General features: G+C 67.1%; 14 protein-coding genes and 5 pseudogenes. 4 read left to right on the top strand and 15 right to left on the bottom strand.

Going from position 1 to position 19,276, the window contains the following annotated elements:
• Positions 1–326 precede the first annotated feature (326 nt).
• The 7 genes and pseudogenes from Q1B08_RS22065 to Q1B08_RS15835 form a co-directional block, all read right to left on the bottom strand.
• Positions 327–1,457 (bottom strand): annotated as a pseudogene (locus Q1B08_RS22065) (ATP-binding cassette domain-containing protein); the annotation flags it as partial.
• Positions 1,458–1,567: 110 nt separating this feature from the next.
• On the bottom strand, positions 1,568–2,593 hold the full coding sequence (locus Q1B08_RS15860) for an HlyD family efflux transporter periplasmic adaptor subunit (RefSeq protein WP_299821039.1): 1,026 nt from the start codon (positions 2,591–2,593) through the stop codon (positions 1,568–1,570).
• Between the two features lie 27 nt (positions 2,594–2,620).
• The gene (locus Q1B08_RS15855; RefSeq protein WP_299821036.1) at positions 2,621–3,226 is read right to left on the bottom strand and encodes an SDR family oxidoreductase; all 606 of its coding nucleotides are present in this window, start codon (positions 3,224–3,226) and stop codon (positions 2,621–2,623) included.
• Entirely contained in the window at positions 3,220–3,390 is a 171-nt protein-coding gene (locus Q1B08_RS15850; protein ID WP_299821033.1) for a hypothetical protein, read from the bottom strand. The genes Q1B08_RS15855 and Q1B08_RS15850 overlap by 7 nt, the downstream gene beginning before the upstream one ends.
• 80 nt (positions 3,391–3,470) lie before the next feature.
• On the bottom strand, positions 3,471–4,235 hold the full coding sequence (locus Q1B08_RS15845; protein WP_299821031.1) for an STAS/SEC14 domain-containing protein: 765 nt from the start codon (positions 4,233–4,235) through the stop codon (positions 3,471–3,473).
• Positions 4,229–5,041 (bottom strand): TetR/AcrR family transcriptional regulator, encoded by an 813-nt coding sequence (locus tag Q1B08_RS15840; protein WP_299821029.1) that lies wholly within the window; start codon positions 5,039–5,041, stop codon positions 4,229–4,231. The genes Q1B08_RS15845 and Q1B08_RS15840 overlap by 7 nt, the downstream gene beginning before the upstream one ends.
• 147 nt (positions 5,042–5,188) lie before the next feature.
• Positions 5,189–5,943: pseudogene (locus Q1B08_RS15835) on the bottom strand (transposase); the annotation flags it as partial.
• 9 nt (positions 5,944–5,952) lie between these two features.
• Between Q1B08_RS15835 and Q1B08_RS15830 the strand changes: the two are divergent.
• Together Q1B08_RS15830 and Q1B08_RS15825 are read left to right on the top strand one after the other, a co-directional pair.
• Positions 5,953–6,450 (top strand): annotated as a pseudogene (locus tag Q1B08_RS15830) (tyrosine-type recombinase/integrase); the annotation flags it as partial.
• 49 nt (positions 6,451–6,499) lie between these two features.
• Positions 6,500–7,126, top strand: a pseudogene (locus Q1B08_RS15825) (transposase); the annotation flags it as partial.
• Between the two features lie 609 nt (positions 7,127–7,735).
• On the opposite strand, the gene Q1B08_RS15820 reads toward Q1B08_RS15825, so the two are convergent.
• The 7 genes from Q1B08_RS15820 to Q1B08_RS15790 form a co-directional block, all read right to left on the bottom strand.
• Positions 7,736–9,640, bottom strand: a complete 1,905-nt coding sequence (locus Q1B08_RS15820) for a beta-galactosidase (RefSeq protein ID WP_299821026.1) — start codon at positions 9,638–9,640, stop codon at positions 7,736–7,738.
• Positions 9,641–9,666: 26 nt separating this feature from the next.
• Positions 9,667–10,221: a 2-dehydro-3-deoxy-6-phosphogalactonate aldolase gene (locus Q1B08_RS15815; RefSeq protein WP_299821023.1), complete on the bottom strand. Its 555-nt coding sequence runs from the start codon at positions 10,219–10,221 to the stop codon at positions 9,667–9,669.
• Positions 10,218–10,613 (bottom strand): 2-dehydro-3-deoxygalactonokinase, encoded by a 396-nt coding sequence (locus Q1B08_RS15810; RefSeq protein WP_299821021.1) that lies wholly within the window; start codon positions 10,611–10,613, stop codon positions 10,218–10,220. Before Q1B08_RS15810 ends, Q1B08_RS15815 begins: the two co-directional genes overlap by 4 nt.
• Before the next feature lie 55 nt (positions 10,614–10,668).
• Entirely contained in the window at positions 10,669–12,753 is a 2,085-nt protein-coding gene (locus Q1B08_RS15805) for an alpha-galactosidase (protein ID WP_299821019.1), read from the bottom strand.
• Positions 12,750–13,598 carry a carbohydrate ABC transporter permease gene (locus Q1B08_RS15800; RefSeq protein ID WP_299821017.1) on the bottom strand — a complete coding sequence of 283 codons (849 nt, stop codon included), beginning with the start codon at positions 13,596–13,598 and terminating at the stop codon, positions 12,750–12,752. The genes Q1B08_RS15805 and Q1B08_RS15800 overlap by 4 nt, the downstream gene beginning before the upstream one ends.
• A gap of 1 nt (position 13,599) precedes the next feature.
• The gene (locus Q1B08_RS15795) at positions 13,600–14,526 is read right to left on the bottom strand and encodes a sugar ABC transporter permease (protein WP_299821014.1); all 927 of its coding nucleotides are present in this window, start codon (positions 14,524–14,526) and stop codon (positions 13,600–13,602) included.
• Positions 14,527–14,637: 111 nt separating this feature from the next.
• Positions 14,638–15,897 carry an ABC transporter substrate-binding protein gene (locus Q1B08_RS15790; protein WP_299821011.1) on the bottom strand — a complete coding sequence of 420 codons (1,260 nt, stop codon included), beginning with the start codon at positions 15,895–15,897 and terminating at the stop codon, positions 14,638–14,640.
• Positions 15,898–16,020: 123 nt separating this feature from the next.
• Between Q1B08_RS15790 and Q1B08_RS15785 the strand changes: the two genes are divergently transcribed.
• Positions 16,021–16,809: an IclR family transcriptional regulator gene (locus Q1B08_RS15785; RefSeq protein ID WP_299821008.1), complete on the top strand. Its 789-nt coding sequence runs from the start codon at positions 16,021–16,023 to the stop codon at positions 16,807–16,809.
• Between the two features lie 31 nt (positions 16,810–16,840).
• On the top strand, positions 16,841–17,902 hold the full coding sequence (gene ugpC / locus Q1B08_RS15780; protein ID WP_299821005.1) for a sn-glycerol-3-phosphate ABC transporter ATP-binding protein UgpC: 1,062 nt from the start codon (positions 16,841–16,843) through the stop codon (positions 17,900–17,902).
• A gap of 246 nt (positions 17,903–18,148) precedes the next feature.
• On the opposite strand, the pseudogene Q1B08_RS15775 reads toward ugpC, so the two are convergent.
• A pseudogene (locus tag Q1B08_RS15775) lies at positions 18,149–19,081 on the bottom strand (IS5 family transposase).
• Positions 19,082–19,276: the final 195 nt, after the last annotated feature.

Here is a 19,276-nt window from a genome sequence, read left to right as displayed (position 1 = left end):
GTCGCGGCGCCGATGTCTGCGGGCTCGCCGATGGCGCTCTCGATGTAGCGGATGAAGGTCTCCTCCAGCGAGGTCGAGCCATCCTCGGCCGCCAGGTTCTGCGGGGTGTCGTAGACCAGCACCTCGCCCGCATGCATCAGCGAGATGCGGTCGCAGCGCATCGCCTCGTTCATGAAGTGCGTCGAGATGAAGATGGTGACGTGATCGCGTCGCGACAGACCGATCAGCAGCGCCCAGAACTCGTCGCGCGCGACCGGATCGACGCCGGAGGTCGGCTCGTCGAGGATCAGCATGTCGGGGCGGTGGATGATCGCGCAGGCCAGCGACAGCCGCTGCTTGAGCCCCAGCGGCAGGTCGCCCGTGATTGCACCCGCATGGGGGACGAGGTCGAACTCGTTGAGAAGCCCGTCGATCCGCGGGGCGATCTCCGCGCGGTCGATACGGAAGAGCCGCGCGTGAAGCGCGAGGTTCTCGCGGACCGTCAAGCCGCCCCAGAGCGAGAAGTTCTGCGACATGAACCCGACGCGCCGGCGGGTCTCGATGTTGTTCGCATCGGCCGGCTCGCCAAACAGCCACGCCTCGCCTTCGGAGGCGGGCAGGAGGCCCGTCAGCATCTTCATCGTGGTGGTCTTTCCGCACCCGTTCGAGCCGAGGAAGCCGAAGATCTCGCCTCGCTCGATCTCGAAGCTGACGTCGCGCACGGCGGTGAAATCGCCGAAGCGCCGGGTAAGGCCCTTGGCGACGATCGCGGATTCGCCCTCCCGCGGCGCGCGCGGGGGTATCTCCAGCGCCCCCTCCGCACGGCGTTTGCCCGGCGGCAGGAGAGAGACGAACGCCGCCTCCAGGTCGTCCGCCCCGGTGCGCACACGCAGCTCGTCCGGCGTGCCGGTGGCCAGGATGCGGCCGGCGTCCATCGCCGCCAGCCAGTCGAACCTCTCGGCCTCCTCCATATAGGCGGTCGAGACCAGAACGCTCATCCCCGGCCGGTCCTCGCGGATGTCGTCGATCAGATCCCAGAACTGCCTCCGTGAGAGCGGATCGACGCCGGTGGTCGGCTCGTCGAGGATCAGGAAGTCGGGATCGTGGATCAGCGCGCAGCACAGGCCCAGCTTCTGCTTCATCCCGCCCGACAGCTTGCCCGCGGGCCGGTCGGGGAACGGGTCGAGCCCGGTGGCACGCAGGAGGCGGTCGATCCGGCGGCGGCGCTCGGCTGCGCCGTGGCCGAAGAGGCGGCCGAAGAAGTCGAGGTTCTCGAAGACGCTGAGTTCTTGGTAGAGGTTCTTGCCCAGCCCCTGGGGCATGTATGCCGCGCGGGTGTAGACCCCCTCCCGATGCGCCGCGTCGGCCATCGATCCGCCTAGCACCTCCACATTCCCCGCCTGAATCTTCCGGGCGCCCGACAGGAGGCCGAGCAGGGTGGATTTGCCCACGCCGTCGGGACCGATCAGGCCCAGCATCCGGCCGGCCGGCAAATCCAACGTCACGTCGTCGAGCGCCGGCACCTTGCCGTAGCGATGCGTGACGCCGCCCAGGCGGGCGACCGGGGGTGCGTCGCGGTCCACCGGCATCAGTCCGCGACGGCTGCGGCAGCGGGCGGCAACGCGTCCTCGGGGATCGGCTGGCCGACGAAGCCGGCGGGCCACGGTGCCCCTTCATCGCCCAGCAGGCGGATGAAGGCCTCGCCGCGCAGCCCGGTCTTCACCTGATCGATATAGGCGCGCACCAGCTCCTCGGGCACGCGGACCTTGACGCGGAACATCAGCTTTTCGCGCTCGTCGGCGGTCTCGACCTGCTTGGGCGTGAACTGCGCCTCGGGCGAGACGAAGCTGACATAGGCGGGGATCGCGTAGGGGACGGCGTCGAGCCGGATGCGCGCCTCGGCGCCGATCGCCGTGGTCGCGGCCTCGTTCGCGGGCAGGAAAACCTCCATATAGACTTGGGACAGGTCGAGCAGCGTCAGGACCTTGCCGCCGCCCGCAAGTACCTCGCCCGGTTGCGCGAGGCGGTAGAGGACGCGGCCGAAGATCGGCGCGGTCAGCGTCGCGTCCTCGATCTGCGTCTCGTACTGGCCGACCAGCGCCTCGGCCGCCTCGACCCCGCGCTCGGCGGTGTGGAGCTGCGCGATCGCCGCGTCCAGCGCCGCCCCGGCGGAGGCGCGTCGCGTGGCCTGCTGCTCGGCCACCGACGCCGCGTTGACGCCGCGCTCGGCCAGCGTCCGGGCGCGCGCATACTCGTCCTCCGCCAACGCCAGTTCGGCCCGGCGCTGTGCAATCAGGGCCGCGACCTCCTCGACCTGGCTCGCCGCACGGGCGGCGTCGGCCCGCGCCCGCGCGCGTTGCGCCTCCAGCTCGCGCGTGTCCATCACCGCCAGCACCTCGCCCGCCTCGACCAACGCGCCCTCGGCCACGCGGATCTCGGCCACGCGGCCCGGCGTGCGGGTCGCCACGTCGATCTGATCGGCCTCGATCCGGCCGTTGCCCGCGGCGATGCCCGCGGGCAGGCCGCCGGTGTTCCGATCCCAGACGTACCAGGCCACCGCGCCGATCGCGGCCAGCACGGCGAGGGCGCCGAAGGCGAGGCGGAAATGTTTCATCAAGCGAGCTCCAATCTTTTGGGGCGGTCAGGTCGCGGCCATGCCGCCGCCGACCGCATATCGCGCCCCGGTGACGAAGCGCGACGCGTCGGGGGCGGGGAACAGCGCCAACTGCGCCACGTCCATGGACCGGCCGTAGCGGCCGAGCGGTGTCTGTGACACTAGCCCGCGCTTCGCCGCGTCACCATGATCTGGGTCAAACTGCGCCTCCAGCGACCGCATCATCCGCGTATCGACCGGGGAGGGGTGGACCGAGTGGACGCGCACGCCGAACGACGCCGCCTCTACCGCCGCCGCACGGGTCAAGTCCACGACGGCGTGCTTGGAGGGAATGTAGCGCGCGACGTTCGGGCTGCCTTTCAGCCCGGCGATGGACGACATCTTGACGACGCTGCCGGCCCGCCCCTTCTTCATGGCCGGGAGGACCTGCCTCAAGCTCAGGAACGCACTCCGCACATTCACCGCGATCACGCGGTCGAAGTCCTCGACGCTCCGCTCGGTTAGCGGGACCACACGGCCCCCGATCCCGGCGTTGTTGAAGAGGACGTCGATATGCCCGAACGCCCGAACCGTCTCCGAGACGTAGCGCCGGGTGTCCTCCTCTCCGCTCACGTCCGCCGTGATCGTCAGCACGTCCGCGCCGCCGTCCGGATCGGCGGTCGCCGCGCGAGATCCGCGACGCACGAGTCCACCAGCGCCACCCGCGCGCCCTCGGCCAGGCAGAGCCGCGCCGTTTCCAGCCGGATCCCCGCCGCGCCGCCCGTGACGAGGGCGATCCCGTCCTGCAAACGTCCCATTCCCGTGCCTCCGTGGCCACGCGTCCGATGTGGTCGGACGGTTCGCCGCGCCGCGCCGCGAGGCGGCGAACCGTTGTCGTTCAGCCCGCGCGGGCCCAGGCCTCGGCCTGCGCGGCATCGGACGCCTCGAAGCTGCGCATCTCGAAGGGCATCATCGGCGCCATGGCCGACACCATGCCCCGCATCCAGCCGGGCGCGCCGACGACAGCGTAGCGCGTCATGTGGCCCGCCATTCCCATCTTGGAGCCCATCATTCCGCCGGCATCCGTGAAGAGGCCGGGGTCGAACCCGTCCCAGTCGTTGAACTTCGCCAGGACGCCGACCTTGCGGTCGCCCTGCATCACGTCCTCCAGCGGCGCGAAGACGGCGTCGACGTCCGACTTCGTGATCCGGCCCGTCACCTCGAAGGCGACCAGCCCGTCCGAGCCGTCCGACAGGAGCCGGATGCCCGAACCGTCCGCGGCGGCGGCGCGGTCCGGCAGGTCCGACGCGAAGGCCTCGGCCGCCGCGGCCTCGGAGGCGGGGAAGGAGCGCATGTGGATCATCGGCACGATCGGGTCGACCCACCGCATCAGCGCCTCGAATGCCTGCAGGTCGGTGACGACGGCCATCCGGGCGATCTTCGCCCATTGCGGCAGGAGGCCGAACTCGAAGCGCATGTCGGCGGCCATGGCGTCGGCGGTGATGTCGCGCCACTCCTCCGCGCGCAGGATCAGGCTTAGAGGGCCGTCGCCCTTGAGCGCAGGCGTCAACTCCCGCTCCATAGTCTCGATGTCCGTCTTGTCGACGACGCCCTTCAGCGTCAGCTCGTAGACGTTCGGTTTCAGTTCCTTGACGGTCAGCATGGGGGTCTCCTTTCGCTGCCTGGTTTCGGTGTCCGGGTTGGTTTCGGTGCCCGCGGTCGTCGGTCGCCGCACGGCGCGGCAATGGCGGCCAGCATCTCGCGGTGCTTGCCCGCCTCCGAAAGCACGACGCTGCCCGGCGGCAGGCCCAGCAGCCGGTCGATCAGCCGGGCCTCGCCCGCCATCCGCGCCTCCAGCGTCAGCGCGGCGGCGTCAAGATCGCCCGCGTCGGTCGCCTTCACGGCCGCGCGCAGCGCCGCGCGGCGGCCATGCCCAAGGGCGAGGATCGTTTCCGCCACTAGCCCCGCGTCGGGAACATCGAAGCGCCCGGAGCACGCGCCTTCCTCGATCAGCCCGCGCAGGACCGGCAGCGTGACCTCCGCCGAGGCGGCGTTGATGCGCGCGAACTGCGTCTCGTTGCCCGGCTGCAGCATCACGTCGAGGAAGAAGCGCAGCTCGGGTCCGTGCTCGGCCCGCCACCGGTTCGACGCGTCGACGAATGTGTTGAAGCGTGCCAGTGCGTCGCCTTCAGCTTCCCGCGCCCCGGCCGTGCCGTCCATCGCCCGCTCGGTGAAGCGCTCCACCAAGGCGTCGAGCAGATCCTCCTTGGCGGAGAAGTGGTGGTAGAAGCCGCCCTTCGAGATGCCCGCCTCGGCCAGCACGTCGGCGATGGTCACGGCGTCCCAGCCGCGCGCGACGAACAGCGCCTGCGCGGCGTCGAGGATCTGCGACCGTCGCATGTCCCGCGCCAGGCGGACCCGCTTGGACTGCAGATTGATCTGGGTGCGGGAGTCGCCGTCGTGATCCACCGCATCGCTCCAACCTTAAAAACCGACGGTTGGTCGGTATGATAGTGGAAGCGGAGTGTCAACACGGTGCGGCGTCGATGATGGGCCGGGTAGGGCGCTGTTGCACGAAGCGTCTGAAGGCTGAAGGTTCCCTTTCCCCGTCTGATTTCATCCGACGGGCCGCGTCACGGGGATACCGAGGGCGGTGGAGCGGTTGAGGATGGCGATGCGGATTTGACGCTCGGCGGTCTGTCGATCGGAGTCGCGGGCGGCGAGCCTCTGACCCAGCAGCTTCAGGCGGTTCATCCATTGGCCGGCAGGGCATTGCGCAGCAATGTCCCGAGAGGCTTCGTTTCCGCACGGCTGCGGCGATGGGATCCGCTCCACTTGCGCCAGAACGCCCGGCCGAAGCGCTTGATCGCACGCAGGGCCTCGTTTCTCGCCCCCGCCCCGGGCTGTCCTTCTTCCACGGCTTGGCGTTGCGTCCCGGCGGGATGCTCGCGTCGGCGCCCCGGCGGGCGATAGCGTCGCGACAGGTCCGGCCGTCATAGGCGCCATCCGCTGCCCCGCAGGGTCATGCGCAGCATGATCCCGGGAGGGCACGAGCAGGTGCAGCAGCCCGCCGCTGCCACGATAGGGCAGTTGCAGGGCCAGGATCTTCTGCCGCCGGCACAGAGGCCGGGACTGGCCAGTCGAGCCCTGCCAGCTTCAGCAGGCTCGCGACGAAGCCGTTCGTCTGTCGCAGCGGCAGGCCGAAGAGAACTTCGATCCCTTTCGGGACATCACTGCGTGATGACCTGCCGGGCAGGGGTCAGGCAGGCCTGGATCGCAGCTTCGCTCTAGACCGGCTGCGCGCCGCGCTTGCCCGACGGCGCCGCGTGCCAAGCCATGCCGGGATCGAACCAGACCGTCAGCGACCCACGCGCGCCGAGATGAACCGCCACATGCGGTATCAGCGTCTGGCGAAGAAGATCCCGGTGGTGCTCAGCGCCGAGGAGGTGACGCGCATTCTCGAAGTCGCCCAGGGCCCCGGCCTGAAGTACCGGGCCGCGTTCGTTGCTCGGGCTTACGCGGCCCCGCCGGAGCCACGGTCCCTGCGTACCGCACATGGCGGCGGCCTTCGTGCCAGCGAGGTGACCCATCTCCGTGAAACCGATATCGACAGTGACCGGATGCTGATCCGGATCGATCAGGGAAAGGGCTGCAAGCACCGGCATGTGATGCTGTCGCCCAGCCTGCTGACGCTGCTGCGCGACTAATACCGCGAAGCCCGGCCCGCGGGCTGGCTCTTTCCCGCTCGCAACCGGGTCGACCCGATCTCGACTCGGCAGTTCAACCGCGCGTTCGGCGCGGCTTGCGACTTCGCCGAGATCAGGAAGAGGGTCTCGCCGCACACGCTGCGACACAGCTTCGCCACCCATCTGATGGAGGGTAAGACCGATATCCGGGTGATCCAGGTCCCGCTGGGTCATGCCAAGATCGAGGCTGTTCCGGCGCCTGTTCCTCGAAGAATTGGTCAGGCTGCACGAGGCGGGCGAGCTGGCCTTCTTCGGCGATCTGTCGGAGCTGGCCGACACGAGCACCTTCGCGGCCCATCTCGCGCCGCTGCGCAAGGTCGACTGGGTCGTCTACGCCAAGCCGCCCTTCGGCGGCCCCGAGGCGGTCCTGGCCTATCTCAGCCGGTACACCCACCGGGTGGCTATTTCGAACCACCGTCTCGTCAGCGCGGACGCCGGCACCGTGGCCTTCCGGTGGAAGGACTACCGCATCAAGCGCTGAGATCGGATGAGGGTCATGCGCCTGGCCACGATCGAGTTCATCCGCCGGTTCCTGGTCCACGTCCTGCCGTCCGGCTTCCACCGCATCCGCCACACCGGCTTCCTCGCCAACGGCATCCGCCGCGACAGGATCGAGACGATCAGGCGTCTGATAGACACGGAGCGAGAGCCGGATCGAACAACCGGCAAGAACGGGCGCACAGATGCCGATGCGCAAGACCCGTGCCAGGCATGCCCCCGATGCGGCGGTGCGATGCGCGTCGTCGAGACCTTACCCCGCGACCGGATCCCGCAGTCCCGCGCGCCGCCGGGGGAGGATGCCGCATGATCCACCCGTCACACCCGGCCCTGCGATCCCGAGGCGTCGGACCCAATAGTGTGTGTGACCGTTCGATCAGAACTTGCATCGAAACAGGTCCCGGATGGCCAAACGGAACACCGCGCGACAACATCGGTCTGCCAAAATCGACGGGCCTGCGCCGCTCGGCGTCAGCGGGCCCGAAGTTCGGCGCATCGCCTGAGAACGCCCTGAACCACGATTCCCATAGCACCGAAATCCGCCCGCGCTTTCCTCCTTGTCAGGTTTATCGCCGCTGAATGGCGAGCATTCAGCAGCCGCAAACCTTAGACTTCGAAACCTTGGACTTTTCAGTCGTTCGCTACTTCTCCAGTCCACGTGCAGAATATCCGGCGGGGCGCGCTCGGCCGAAGCATCTGGAACTCCGAAGCGAAGCGCAGGTCGCCGTACCGGTCATTCGCAGAGAGCGATGGCGATCCGGACAAACAGGGTTTTTCTGCCGACGGTGTGAAAGTCCGCGCCCGAGTGGAGCGTTGATGCAACCGTCATATTCCTACGCCCGTCCTCCAGACGCACCCGCGCGCTGAACTTTCCCGCGGACTCCGCTGAGACCGACTGCTGCGACCGATTGGTTTCCGGTCAGGTAACCAACCTTTCACGCAACATCCCTGCCGGTTCCAGCCGCCCCACGGGCGTCTCCACGGGGTCGGGACCATAGTTGAACCAGAACCGCTCGGTGCCGGTTTCGCGCACACGCACGCCAGAGAGCATCTTGCGCGTCTCGATCCCGGCCCGGGCCGCGAGGTCCGCCACCAGCCGGTCCAGCGCCGTGTCATCGCCCCAGCCGCCCATGTAGGTCACCGCGCCGCTGCGCATCGCGACCGGCGCTCCGGCCGCCGTGGTGAGCACCGGCTCGGCGGTGCCTTCGAGCGTTTCGAGGTAGCGGACGGCGTGGCCCCCGCCCGCCAGCGTGACCGGCAGGTCCGGGCGCAACGTCTCGACGCGGGCGACGGTCACGTCCAGTCCTGGCCAAGCCGGCGGCAGCGGCACCGGGATCGAGAAGCTGGCGTCGCGGGCGGCGCTGCGCGGCCCGATCAGGACCTGCGCGTCGCTGCGCGCCAGCCGCGACTTCATCTCGTCCGGCATGTGCATCACGCCCGGGGCAAGAACGACGCGGTAGCCCTCGATGTCCGCCTCCGGCGCCACGATATCGATCGAAAGGCCCTGTCGGCGCAGGGCACGGTAATGTTCGAAGACCAGCTCGAAATAGGACAGCCCCTGTCCGTGCGGCTGGACCTGCCAGGCCCAGGCAGCGTCGAAATCAAAAATCAGGGCGACCGGCGCCCGCACCGGTGCCAACTCGGGCGCCGCTGCAATCTCGCGGGCGACCTGGCAAGCCTCGTCGATCGCGGGGGCGTCGGAGCTGTCGGGACGCAGCAGCCCCGAATGCATCTGCTCCTGCGCGAACGGCGCCTGCCGCCAACGGAAATAGCACACCGCCTCGGCGCCGTGGGCGAAGGCCTCCCACGACCAGAGCCGGACCATGCCGGGCAACGGCGCGGGGTTGTGGGGTGCCCAGTTCACCGGACCGGGCTGCTGCTCCATCACCCACCAGCGTCCGCGCCCGACCGCGCGGTAGAGATCGTGGTGGAAGGCCTGGAAGTCCGGGTCGCCCTGACGTGCGTAGAGCCGCTGGGTCTCGGCATCCGCTCCGACGCGATCCTCGAGGAAGCCCAGCGGATAGGAATCCCAGCTCGCGATATCGAGGTCGGCGCCAACCCGGAAATGATCGAAGCCGATCTCGCGGCCCATGTAGTTGTGCGCGAGCGGCGCATCGGTGCGCGCGTGCAGGATCTCGACCTGGGCCCGGTTGAAGCTCGCTACCTGGTCGGAGGAGAACCGCCGGAAGTCCAGCGCATGGGCCGGGTTCGGCTCGGTCACCGTGAGGTTGGGCAGGTCGATCTCGTCGAAGCTGTCGTAGTCCATCGACCAGAAAGCGTTGCCCCATGCGCGGTTGAGCGCGTCCACCGACTGGTAGCGCTGCGCGAGCCAGTCACGGAATGCCGCGCCCGCGGCGTCGGAGTACGAGATCACCGTTTCGTGGCAGCCGTACTCGTTGTCTGTCTGCCAGGCGGCGACGTGTTGGTTGCGGCCGTACCGGTCCGCCATCAGCGTCACGATGCGGCGGCATTCAGCACGGTAGCCCTGGTGCGAAAAGCAGTAGTGGCGACGCGAGCCGAACTTGCGCGGGCGCCCCTCCGCGTCGACGGCGAGCATGTCGGGATGGCGGTTCAGAACCCAGCGAGGCGGCGTCGCGGTTGGCGTGCCGAGTACGACCTTCAGCCCCGCCGCGCCGAGCACCTCGATCGCGTCGTCGAGCCATGTCCAGTCGAGCACGTCGGGCTGCGGCTCGATCCGCTTCCAGGCGAATTCGCCGATCCGGACCCAAGTCAGACCCACGGCGGCCATGCGTGCCGCATCCTCGTCCCAGATCTCGCGCGGCCAGTGCTCCGGGTAATAGCAGACGCCCAGCGTGCGTTTCATCGGATTTCCTTTCGCACCAGAATGGCTCACACGTGCAGCGCGTCCCAGGCGGCGACCAGGGCGGCGGCCTTGCGGGTCACTTCGGCGACCCCGAGCCCGGGCGTGTAGATGCCCGTTCCAATGCCGAAGCCGGTCGTGCCGGCAGCATGCCACGCGGCGAAATCGCCGGGCCCGACGCCGCCTACGGCATAGATCCTGGTCTCGCGCGGCAGTACTGCGGACAGCGCTTTCAGCCCGTCGGTGCCGAGCTTGCCGGCCGGAAAGACCTTCAGCCCGTCGGCACCCGCGCGGAGTGCCGCAAAGCATTCCGTTGCGGCAAAGACGCCGGGATAGGACAGCATGCCCGCCGCCTTGGTGGCGCGGATCACCTCGGGATTGCAATCGGGGGAGACGACCATGCATGCGCCGATTACCGCGCGATCGCCGGCCGTCTCCACCATGCGGCCGATGCTGTCGAAGGGCTCGGGCGAGTTGAGCGGCACCTCGATCCGGTCGATGCCCGCGCTGATCAGCGCCTCGCAGACCGAGACCGCGTCATCGGGCGTGATGCCGCGCAGGATCGCGATGATCTCTCGACTCATGTGGTCCGTCCATTCATCTGCGCCCGCGCTGTCGCGGGGAAGTAGGGCGCCTCGGTCCAACCTTGGCGCGAGCCCGCTATCCCGCAGACGATCACCGGCGCCAAACCGTTCTCGGGCAGTACGTCGACGGCCATCTCCACCAGCGTCGGCTCGAACCCGGTGCGGTCGAGCGCGTTCATCCCCTTGTCGGAACCGCGCTTCTCGATCACGGTCCCCTCGGCGTCCATGAGCCAGAGCCGCAGATTCGACGTGCCCCGGTCGACGGCGATCCAGGCGACCCTGGCACCCATTCGCAGGAAACCTTCGGTCAGCGCGGCGCCGATACCCGACCCGCCGCCGGTGATGAGGACGGAGACTCCGTTGAGATCGGAAAAGGTGGCGGTCATGTCCATGCGGCTCGCTTCCGTCCCGCGGGGTGGTCCTGCATGGATGGGGGCTGACGCGACATCACAGCCGCGCGCCCTCGAGCACCCACATTGTTTCGGGAAAGCTCCACGGCAGGACGAGGCCGTGATGCATCAGCGCCTGACCCGACATCGTGACCGGTCCGACAGAGAGAGCGGTCGCCCCGCGCGACAGGCCCGCCGGCGCTTCCTCGCGGTTCAGCAGTGTGACGCGGTAGCGCGCCGCCGGGTCGAGACCGGTCAGCCGCAGCGGACGCGGCACGATCTGGTCGGAGCTGCGCGCCTTGCCCGCGAAGACCACGAAGCGTCCGCCATCGGCGGCCAGTTGCTCTTCGGCGATTATCGCGGGATCGGCGCTGTCGAGCCGCAGAATGTCGGCCTGCCGCATCCAGTCGCGATTGCGTTTCCACCAGGCGGTGACTTCGGTCAGCACCTCCGCCTCGTCCTCGGTCAGTTCGCGCGGGTCCATCTCGAATCCCATGTGGCGTTGCGCGGCGACCCAGGCGCGTACGCGGATATCGAGCATCCGACCCGAGGTGTGGCACCGGCGCGGGCCGACATGGCTGCCGGTGACCGCGAGCGGCAGGAGCAGCGCCGCGTCATGCTGGATGCGCATCCGTTCGAGCGCATCGTTGGAATCCGAGAGCCAGACACGTTGGGTCCGCTCCAGGATCCCGAAATCGATCCGGCCGCCGCCGCTGGCACAGCTCTCGATCTCGACGGCGGGAAAGGCGGCGCGCAGCCGGTCGAGCAGCGCGTAGGTGCCGCGCGTCTGCGCGCCGTCGGGCAGAGGCAGGACGCGATTGTGGTCCCACTTGATGTAGTCGACCTCGTAGGCCGACAGAATTTCCGCGATCCGCTCGTACAGATGGTCGCGCACATCCTTGCGGCTCATGTCGAGCGCCATTTGCCGGCGCCCCAGCGTCTGGTCGGCATGGCCTAGCGCCCAGTCGGGATGCGCGCGGTAGGCATCGCTGTCGGGGCTGATCATCTCGGGCTCGAACCAGAGCCCGAACGACATGCCCTCTTCATGCACGTGATCGATCAGAGGGCCGAGGCCGTCCGGATACTTGCGCGGATCGACGGTCCAGTCGGCCAGGGCCGCGGCGTCGTCGTCGCGCCGGCCGAACCAGCCGTCATCGAGCACGAAGCGCTCGGCGCCGAGTGCGGCGGCACGGCTGGCGATCTTGGTCAGCTCGGGCAGCGCATGGTCGAAATAGACCGCCTCCCAGCAATTGTAATGCACCGGGCGCGGCGCATCGGGCTTGGGCCACGTCAAGATGCGGTCTCGCAGGTGGCGCTGGAAGGATACGGCGCAGCCGTTCAGGCCACGGTCGGAGCGACAGGCGTAGAGCGTCGCCGTCTCGAACCGCCTGCCCGGCGCGGTCTCGGTCCGGCCCGCGTGGCCGAACTGAATCTGGCGGCGGCCGTCGGGCAGTTCCTCGGCAACCATCCGGTGCCCACCGGACCAGCCGTAATGGAAGGCGGTGACGCAGCCCCCGGTATTGGTGGCGCCCGCCTCCGGAAGGTAGAGCAGCGGCAAATGCTCATGTCCGGTGCGTCCCGTGCGGTTCTCGCGCAGGCGGATGCCGGGCACCCACGGCACGCGGTTGAGCGCGAACTCGCCGCACCACCGGCCCGAGACGTCGATCATCTCGAGGCAGGCATCGGCGGCGGGAAAGACCGGCGCGGCGAGCCAGTCGAGAAGGACGGCCTCGTCGGCTTCGATCGCCGCGCGCGCGGCGATCATCCCGGTCTGCGGATCGAGCGCCAGTCTCGCATGATAGGTCAGACCAAAATCATCGTCCCGCCAGACCAGATCGACCGCGCCCGGCGCCGTGCGCACCTCGACGTAACGGAAGCGCGGTACAAGCGGTGTACCGTCGGCCGCGCGGACGAGGAGGCCGGGCTGGCCCGCGAAGGTCTGCGACGCCTCGGGACAGATCGACAGGTCGGGATTGCGGTCGAGCATCCCGCCCGTGACGTCGCGGGCGGCCGCCTCGGCCAGCGTCCGCGCCTCGTCCGAGGGCAGACGCGGGCCCCAATAGACGACCTGCGGCAGTCGATCGTCCCGGGAGGCGAGGACGAGGCTTTGGGTTTCGTCCTCGAGCGTCCACGTGCGGATCATTTCACCGCGCCGAGGGTCAGACCCGCGATGAAATGGCGCTGCATCATGAAGAACATGGCCACGGGCGGCAGCGCTGCCACGATCGAACCCGCGCTCATCAGGTGATAGGCGGCGCGATACTGCGCGTTGAAGGAGGTGATGCCGGCGGTGACCGGCTGGCTCTCGGCGCCCTGGGTCAGCACGACGGCCCAGAAATAGTCGTTCCAGATGAAGGTGAAGATCAGCACCGACAGCGCAGCGATGGCGGGTTTCATGAGCGGCAGAACGACGAACCAGAAGATCCGCCACTCGGCCACGCCCTCGACCCGGGCGGCCTCGATCAGCTCGAACGGCAGCGCCCGGATGAAGTTGCGCATGAAGAGCGTGCAGAACCCGGTCTGGAACGCGATGTGGAACAGCACGAGCCCGGTCTTGGTGTTGTAGAGCCCCAGATCGAGCGTCAGGTCCCGCACCGGCACCATGAGGATCTGGAACGGCACGAAGTTGCCCGCGACGAACATGAAGAACAGCCACAGGTTGCCGCGGAACTTGTAGACGCCAAGCGCGAAGCCGGTCATGCACGACAGCGCCACCGCACCGATCACCGTGGGCACGGTGATCAGCACCGAGTTCATCAGGTACCGCGGCATGTCGGATTCGAAGAAGACCTTGCCGTAGTTCGCCGCTCCCTCGAACCGCGAGGGCCAGCTCCAATAGTTGCCGGTGGTGAAGTCGGTGTCCGGCTTGATCGAGAAGATCGCCACCGCGATCAGGGGCGCGAGCCACAGGATGAGCGCTACCGGGATCAGTGACTGGTAGCTGATCTGGGCGCCCCGCGACGCCTGCTGGATCGGTCTGGGAAACATCTCAGCGCCCCTGTTCCTGGCGCCACATCGACCACAGGAAATAGGCGATGAAGCAAAGCATGATGAGGAAGAGCACGACGGCGATCGCGGCGCCGTAGCCCATGCGGAAGCCGTATTCCGACAGCGCCTTCTCGAACATGTAGAAGGACAGCACCCGGGTCGAGCCGAACGGCCCGCCATTGGTCATGATCGAGATCAGATCGAACGAGCGCAGCGCCCCGATGATCGTCACCACGAAGGCGATGAAGGTCGCCGGCCGCAGCTGCGGCAGGATGATGTACCACAGCATCCGGACCCCCCTGGCGCCGTCGAGCCTCGCCGCCTCGACCTGTTCGGGATCGACCGCGTTGAGGCCGGTCAGGAAAAGGATCATGCAGTAGGCGACTTGCGGCCAGAGACCGGCGGCGATGATGCCGTAGGTCGCGAGCGTCGGATCGCCGAGTACGTTGACCGGGCCGAAGCCGATGCCTTGCAGCATCGTGTTCAGCAGACCGAAAGTCGGATCGTAGAACCATGTGAAGACAAGTCCGACGACGACCTGGCTGATCACGAAGGGGAAGAAGAATAAAGACTTGTAGACGCGGATTCCCGTCACCGTCTGGTTCAGGAAGAGCGCGATGAAAAGCCCGCCGGGAATGGCCAGCAGGTAGAGCAGCAGCCACTTGAAGTTGTTCCAGACCGAGACCTCGAAGGCGCGGTCGGTCGCGAGTTCCCGATAATTGGCGAGACCCACATATTGTGGATCGCTCAGCCCGTCCCAGCGGTAGAAGGAGATCTGGAAGCTCTGGAAGACCGGAAAGACGACATAGAACAGGAAGAACACCACCCCCGGGGCCAGAAAGAGCCAAGGCGCGAGAGTCCTTCGGTTGCGTCGGAACCAACCCGGTCCGCGATCGGCGTGGGTGTCCGGCAAGGTGGCGGTGGTCATGGCGCGCTCTCCTCCCTTGGAAGCGTGCATGGAGCGTCCGGACGGAGCCGCGACGCGGGAAAGGTCGCCGGCGCCCCCGCAGGCATCTGACCGCAGGGACGCATGCAAGGATTACTGATAGATGCGCTGGCGGGCCTGCTCCAGACGACCGAGGATGTCGTCGAGGTTGTCCGGGAACACCATGAATTCCTGAAACCCTTCCATCGCGATCGCGGCCATTTCGGCCGGCGCGTCGCGATCGAAGAACTGCGCGATGCCGCCGGGGCTGTTCGACGACAGCATTTCGAAGCCCTGCTTCAGCATCTCGTCGTCGTCGACCGAGCTCTGAGCGTTCACCGGCAACTGACCCAACGCGTCGCCGGAGTTGATCTCGGTCTGGTTCTCGGCGGAAACCACGAAGCGCAGGAATTCGCGCGCGGCCTCCTTGTTGTCGGCGCCCGCCGGAATGTGGAACGTGTCGGTCGGCGCGTCCTCGGCCAGTTCCACGTCGGGGTTGATCGCGGGGAACTGATAGAAGTCGAGCTGGTCGTCCCCGAGCCCGGCCTCGCGCATCGGGGCCGCCGCGAAGTTGCCCATCAGGTAGGCCGCGGCCTCGCCGTTGACCATGAACGGCAGCGCTTCCTGCCAGCTGTAGGACTGATGGTTGTCGACGTAGGCTCCCATGTCGATGAGCTCGCGCCAGTTGGCGAAGGTCTCGCGGACGCGGTCGTCGGTCCACTCCACCTCGCCTTGAGTCAGCTGCATGTGGAAGTCGTAGCCATGGGTCCGCAAGTTGATGTAGTCGAACCAGCCGCCTGCGGTCCAAAGGAACTTGGTTCCGATGGTGAAGCACTTGCGGCCCGAATCGAGGATCGCCTGGCAGTTGGACTTGAACGCCGCCCAGTCCTGCGGCTCGTCAAGACCCAGTTCCTCGTAGATGTCTTCGCGGTAGTACACGCCCCACTGATAGTAGGTGTAGGGCACGCCCCACTGCTTGCCGTCGAGCGTCAGAGCGCTTTTGGTGGAGGCAAGGTTCTCGGAGATCTCGGGCTCTGCCCAGAGATCGGAGACGTCCTCGAACAGACCGGCGCCGACATACGGCGCCATCCGATTTGCCGCGTACCAGTTCGCCACGTCGGGCGGGTTCGCGGAAAGAAAGTTGCGGATCTGCGTCTTGTACGCCTCGCGGTCGATGATCGTGAGTTCGACCTCGAGGTCGGGGTGCATCGCGTCGAACCGCTCCGCCATGCCCTCCATCACCGCGCGCGGCGCCGGATTCGACATGTCCGAGAAGATGGTGAGCGTGCCGGACAGATCCTGTGCATCCGCAGGCGGCGCCAGCGATGCCGTCATCGCCAGCGCCGCCATTGCCGAGCATGAAAGTCTGAGCATGAAGTCCTCCCTATAATTCGACATCGGGTGTTCCATTATGTGAAACATCTGTCCAACTATTGAAACTATGCGGGACGCAGTCTATGGCTGTCAACACCCGACCATCGGAGGCTGCAGCCGCACATGAACCAGCAGGCACCCCAGACAGGCGGCGACGGTACCGTCGGCAAGGCGCTCGAGGTGCTCGACATGGTGGCGGGGCACGGCCGACCCGTACGGTTCGGCGAACTGCTGGCCCGATCGCCTTGGCCCAGAGCAACACTCTACCGGCTGCTCCAGACGCTGACGAACCAGGGCATGCTGACCTTCGAGGCGACGGCGGGCACCTATGCGCCCGGACTGCGTCTCGTGCGCCTGGCGCATGCGGCCTGGCGGCAGACCTCACTGGCGCCGATCGCGCGGCCCTATCTCGACGCGCTCTCGGCGCGGTCCGGCGAAACGATCCATCTCGCGCAGCTGGCACGCGGTCAGGTTCTCTACATGGACAAGCGGAACGCCCGTCATCCGATCGAGATGTTCTCGGAAGCGGGCAAGGTCGGCCCGGCCTATTGCACCGGCCTCGGCAAGGCGATGCTGGCCCATCTGCCCGACGACGAGCGTGCGGCCGCGCTGAAGCTGCAGGCCTTCCACGCCCATACCGCGACCACGATCACGACACCCGCGGCGCTGGAGGTGGAACTGGCGCAGGTCCGGGCCGAGGGGGTGGCCTACGACCGCGAGGAGCACGAACCGGGTATCGTCTGCATCGCGGCGCCGATCCTTGCGCCTGCCGGGCGCGTCCTCGGCGCGCTGTCCGTCACCAGCGCTACGGCCCGAAAAACGCTCGACGACCTCGCCGCGCTGCGGTCGGCATTGGTCGAAACCGCGACCGAGATCGCCGGAGCCGCCGCGGACTGGCAGTTCCCGGGCTGACGTACATACGGAATCCAGGGAGGAAGATACCATGAGCGGCGTCACGCTTGAAAAGGCAGTCAAGAGATACGGCGAAGTGCAGGTCATCCATGATCTCGATCTTCGGATCGACGACGGCGAGTTCTGCGTCTTCGTAGGACCCTCGGGCTGCGGCAAGTCCACGCTTCTGCGGATGATCGCCGGACTCGAGGAGACAAGCAACGGCACGATCCACATCGGCGGGCGCGACGTCACCCGTATCGATGCCGCCGACCGCGGCGTGGCGATGGTTTTCCAGACTTACGCGCTCTACCCGCACATGACGGTCGAGGAGAACATGGGGTTCGGCCTGAGGATGAACGGGCACCCGAAGGAGGAGATCCGCGGCAAGGTCTCCGAGGCCGCCCGCATCCTCAAGCTCGGCGACTATCTAAAGCGCAAGCCGAAAGCACTGTCCGGCGGCCAGCGCCAGCGCGTCGCGATCGGTCGCGCCATCGTGCGCGGGCCCGAGGTGTTCCTGTTCGACGAGCCGCTTTCCAACCTCGATGCCGAGCTTCGGGTCGACATGCGGATCGAGATCGCGCGCCTTCACAAGGAGATCGGCGCGACCATGATCTACGTCACTCACGATCAGGTGGAGGCGATGACTCTGGCCGACAAGATCGTGGTGCTGCGCGCCGGCCATATCGAGCAGGTGGGCACGCCGATGCACCTCTACTCCGATCCCGACAATAAATTCGTCGCGGGATTCATCGGCTCGCCCTCGATGAACTTCATCGAGGGGACCGTCAAAGACGGCAAGGTCGTGGCTTCGCTCCTGAGTGATGTGCCGATCGAGACCGACGTGACCTTGCCGGGTGAGGGGGCCCCCGTCATCGTAGGGCTCCGTCCGCAGCACCTGAGCGTGTACGAAGGCGCATCGGCGCTCCGGCTCGACATCCGCGAGCGTCTCGGCGGTGTCGCCTACGACTACCTGGTCGACGGCAAAGACGCGCGGATCGTGGTCGAGACCCGGAGCGATGGAGAGATTCCGGAGGGGACGCAGGTCGCGTTGCGCTTCGACCCTGCAAACGCGCTGTATTTCGACGCAACGACCGAACGACGCCTGCGCTGAAGCCCTTCCGGCGACCGTGGCAGCACCGATCGTTCCGGTTAAAGCGGTTTGCGTTTAATCAGGCACGTATCCTGCGGCACTGAAGAAGTTCCGGCACTCCCCGGGATCGAACAGGCCGCAGATGTCGCTCAGGGCTTGGAGAAGGGGATCGTAAGCACGTGCGCCGATGCGGCGGAGGCGAGCCTTCAGCTTGACGGTGTTGTGCTATCCCTGCGTCAAGCGTGCCGCCCCTCTTCCCCGCTCGGTTCAGGTGACAGGCTCGATCTCAGTCCTTTCGAGGGCCAAGGTGCAGTTCATGATGGCGATGCGGATTTGGATTTCGGCTGTGTGGCGGCCGGGCTCTTGCGACATGATCCTTTCGCCGAAGAGCTTCCAGCAGTTCATGCGCGCTTCGATCCGGCTGCGAACGTGGTATTCGGTCCACCTCTTCCAGAACGCCCGGCCCAAATGTCGGGTTGCCCGCAGGCTCTCGTTTCGTGCGATGGCAGCGGAATAATCTTCCCTCCATACGCGCCCGTTGCGGCGAATGGGTATGATCCCGTTTGCACCTCGTTCGATAATTGCGTCATGGCACTTCCGGGTGTCGTAGGCACCATCTGCGGTAACGGTGCCGATCGGCTCGCCCGGCGGGATCTGTGCCAACAACTCCGGTAACAGGGGGCTGTCACCCTGGCGGCTCGAGGTGAACTCGACCGCCCGGACGTCGCCCGTGCCTGCGTCCATGGCGATACGTACCTTCCTCCATTGTTTTCCACGCGAGGAGCCATGCTTGCGGGCCAGCCACTCGTCGTCACCACGGAACTTGATGCCGGTACTATCGATCAGGAGGTTCAGCGGCAGACCGGGGGCGCGATACGGGATCTGCACCGCGATCCGCGTCTGGCGGCGGCTCAGCTTAGAAAAGTCCGGTACCGGCCATTCAAGGCCCGCCATCCGGATCAGGCTCCCGGCCAGTCCAACCGTCTGGCGAAGCGGACGGCCGAAGAGCACTTTCAACGTCAGGCAGGTCCGGATCGCGACATCCGAGAAGGCCTCGGGCCGTCCCCGCCTGCCGGGCTTCTCCACGGGCAAAACCATGGTGGGGTCGAACTAGACCGACAACGGGCTCCGCTTGCACGGCGCGGCATTGTAGGCTGATCAGTTCGCCGTGCGGTGGCGGATCAGAGAAGGCGTGGGCATGCGTCCGATTTAACAGTCAGGATCCACCAAGTGAATCCCGCTCAAATTTTTATGCAACAACGTCTCATTAATGCTCGATGACGTTCGGGTTTCCAAGGAACCGTCAACAACGGCCTAGTTGCACGAAGCCTGTCCGGGATTCACATGGCGCGTCCAGCGGCATGGCTGGACGGCATGTTCGAGCCTGCCCCGACC

The organism is uncultured Jannaschia sp., from assembly GCF_947494025.1.
Classification (GTDB): Bacteria; Pseudomonadota; Alphaproteobacteria; order Rhodobacterales; family Rhodobacteraceae; genus Jannaschia.
Note: the sequence above shows the minus strand (reverse complement) of the source record. Positions and strands in the feature narration are given on the sequence as shown.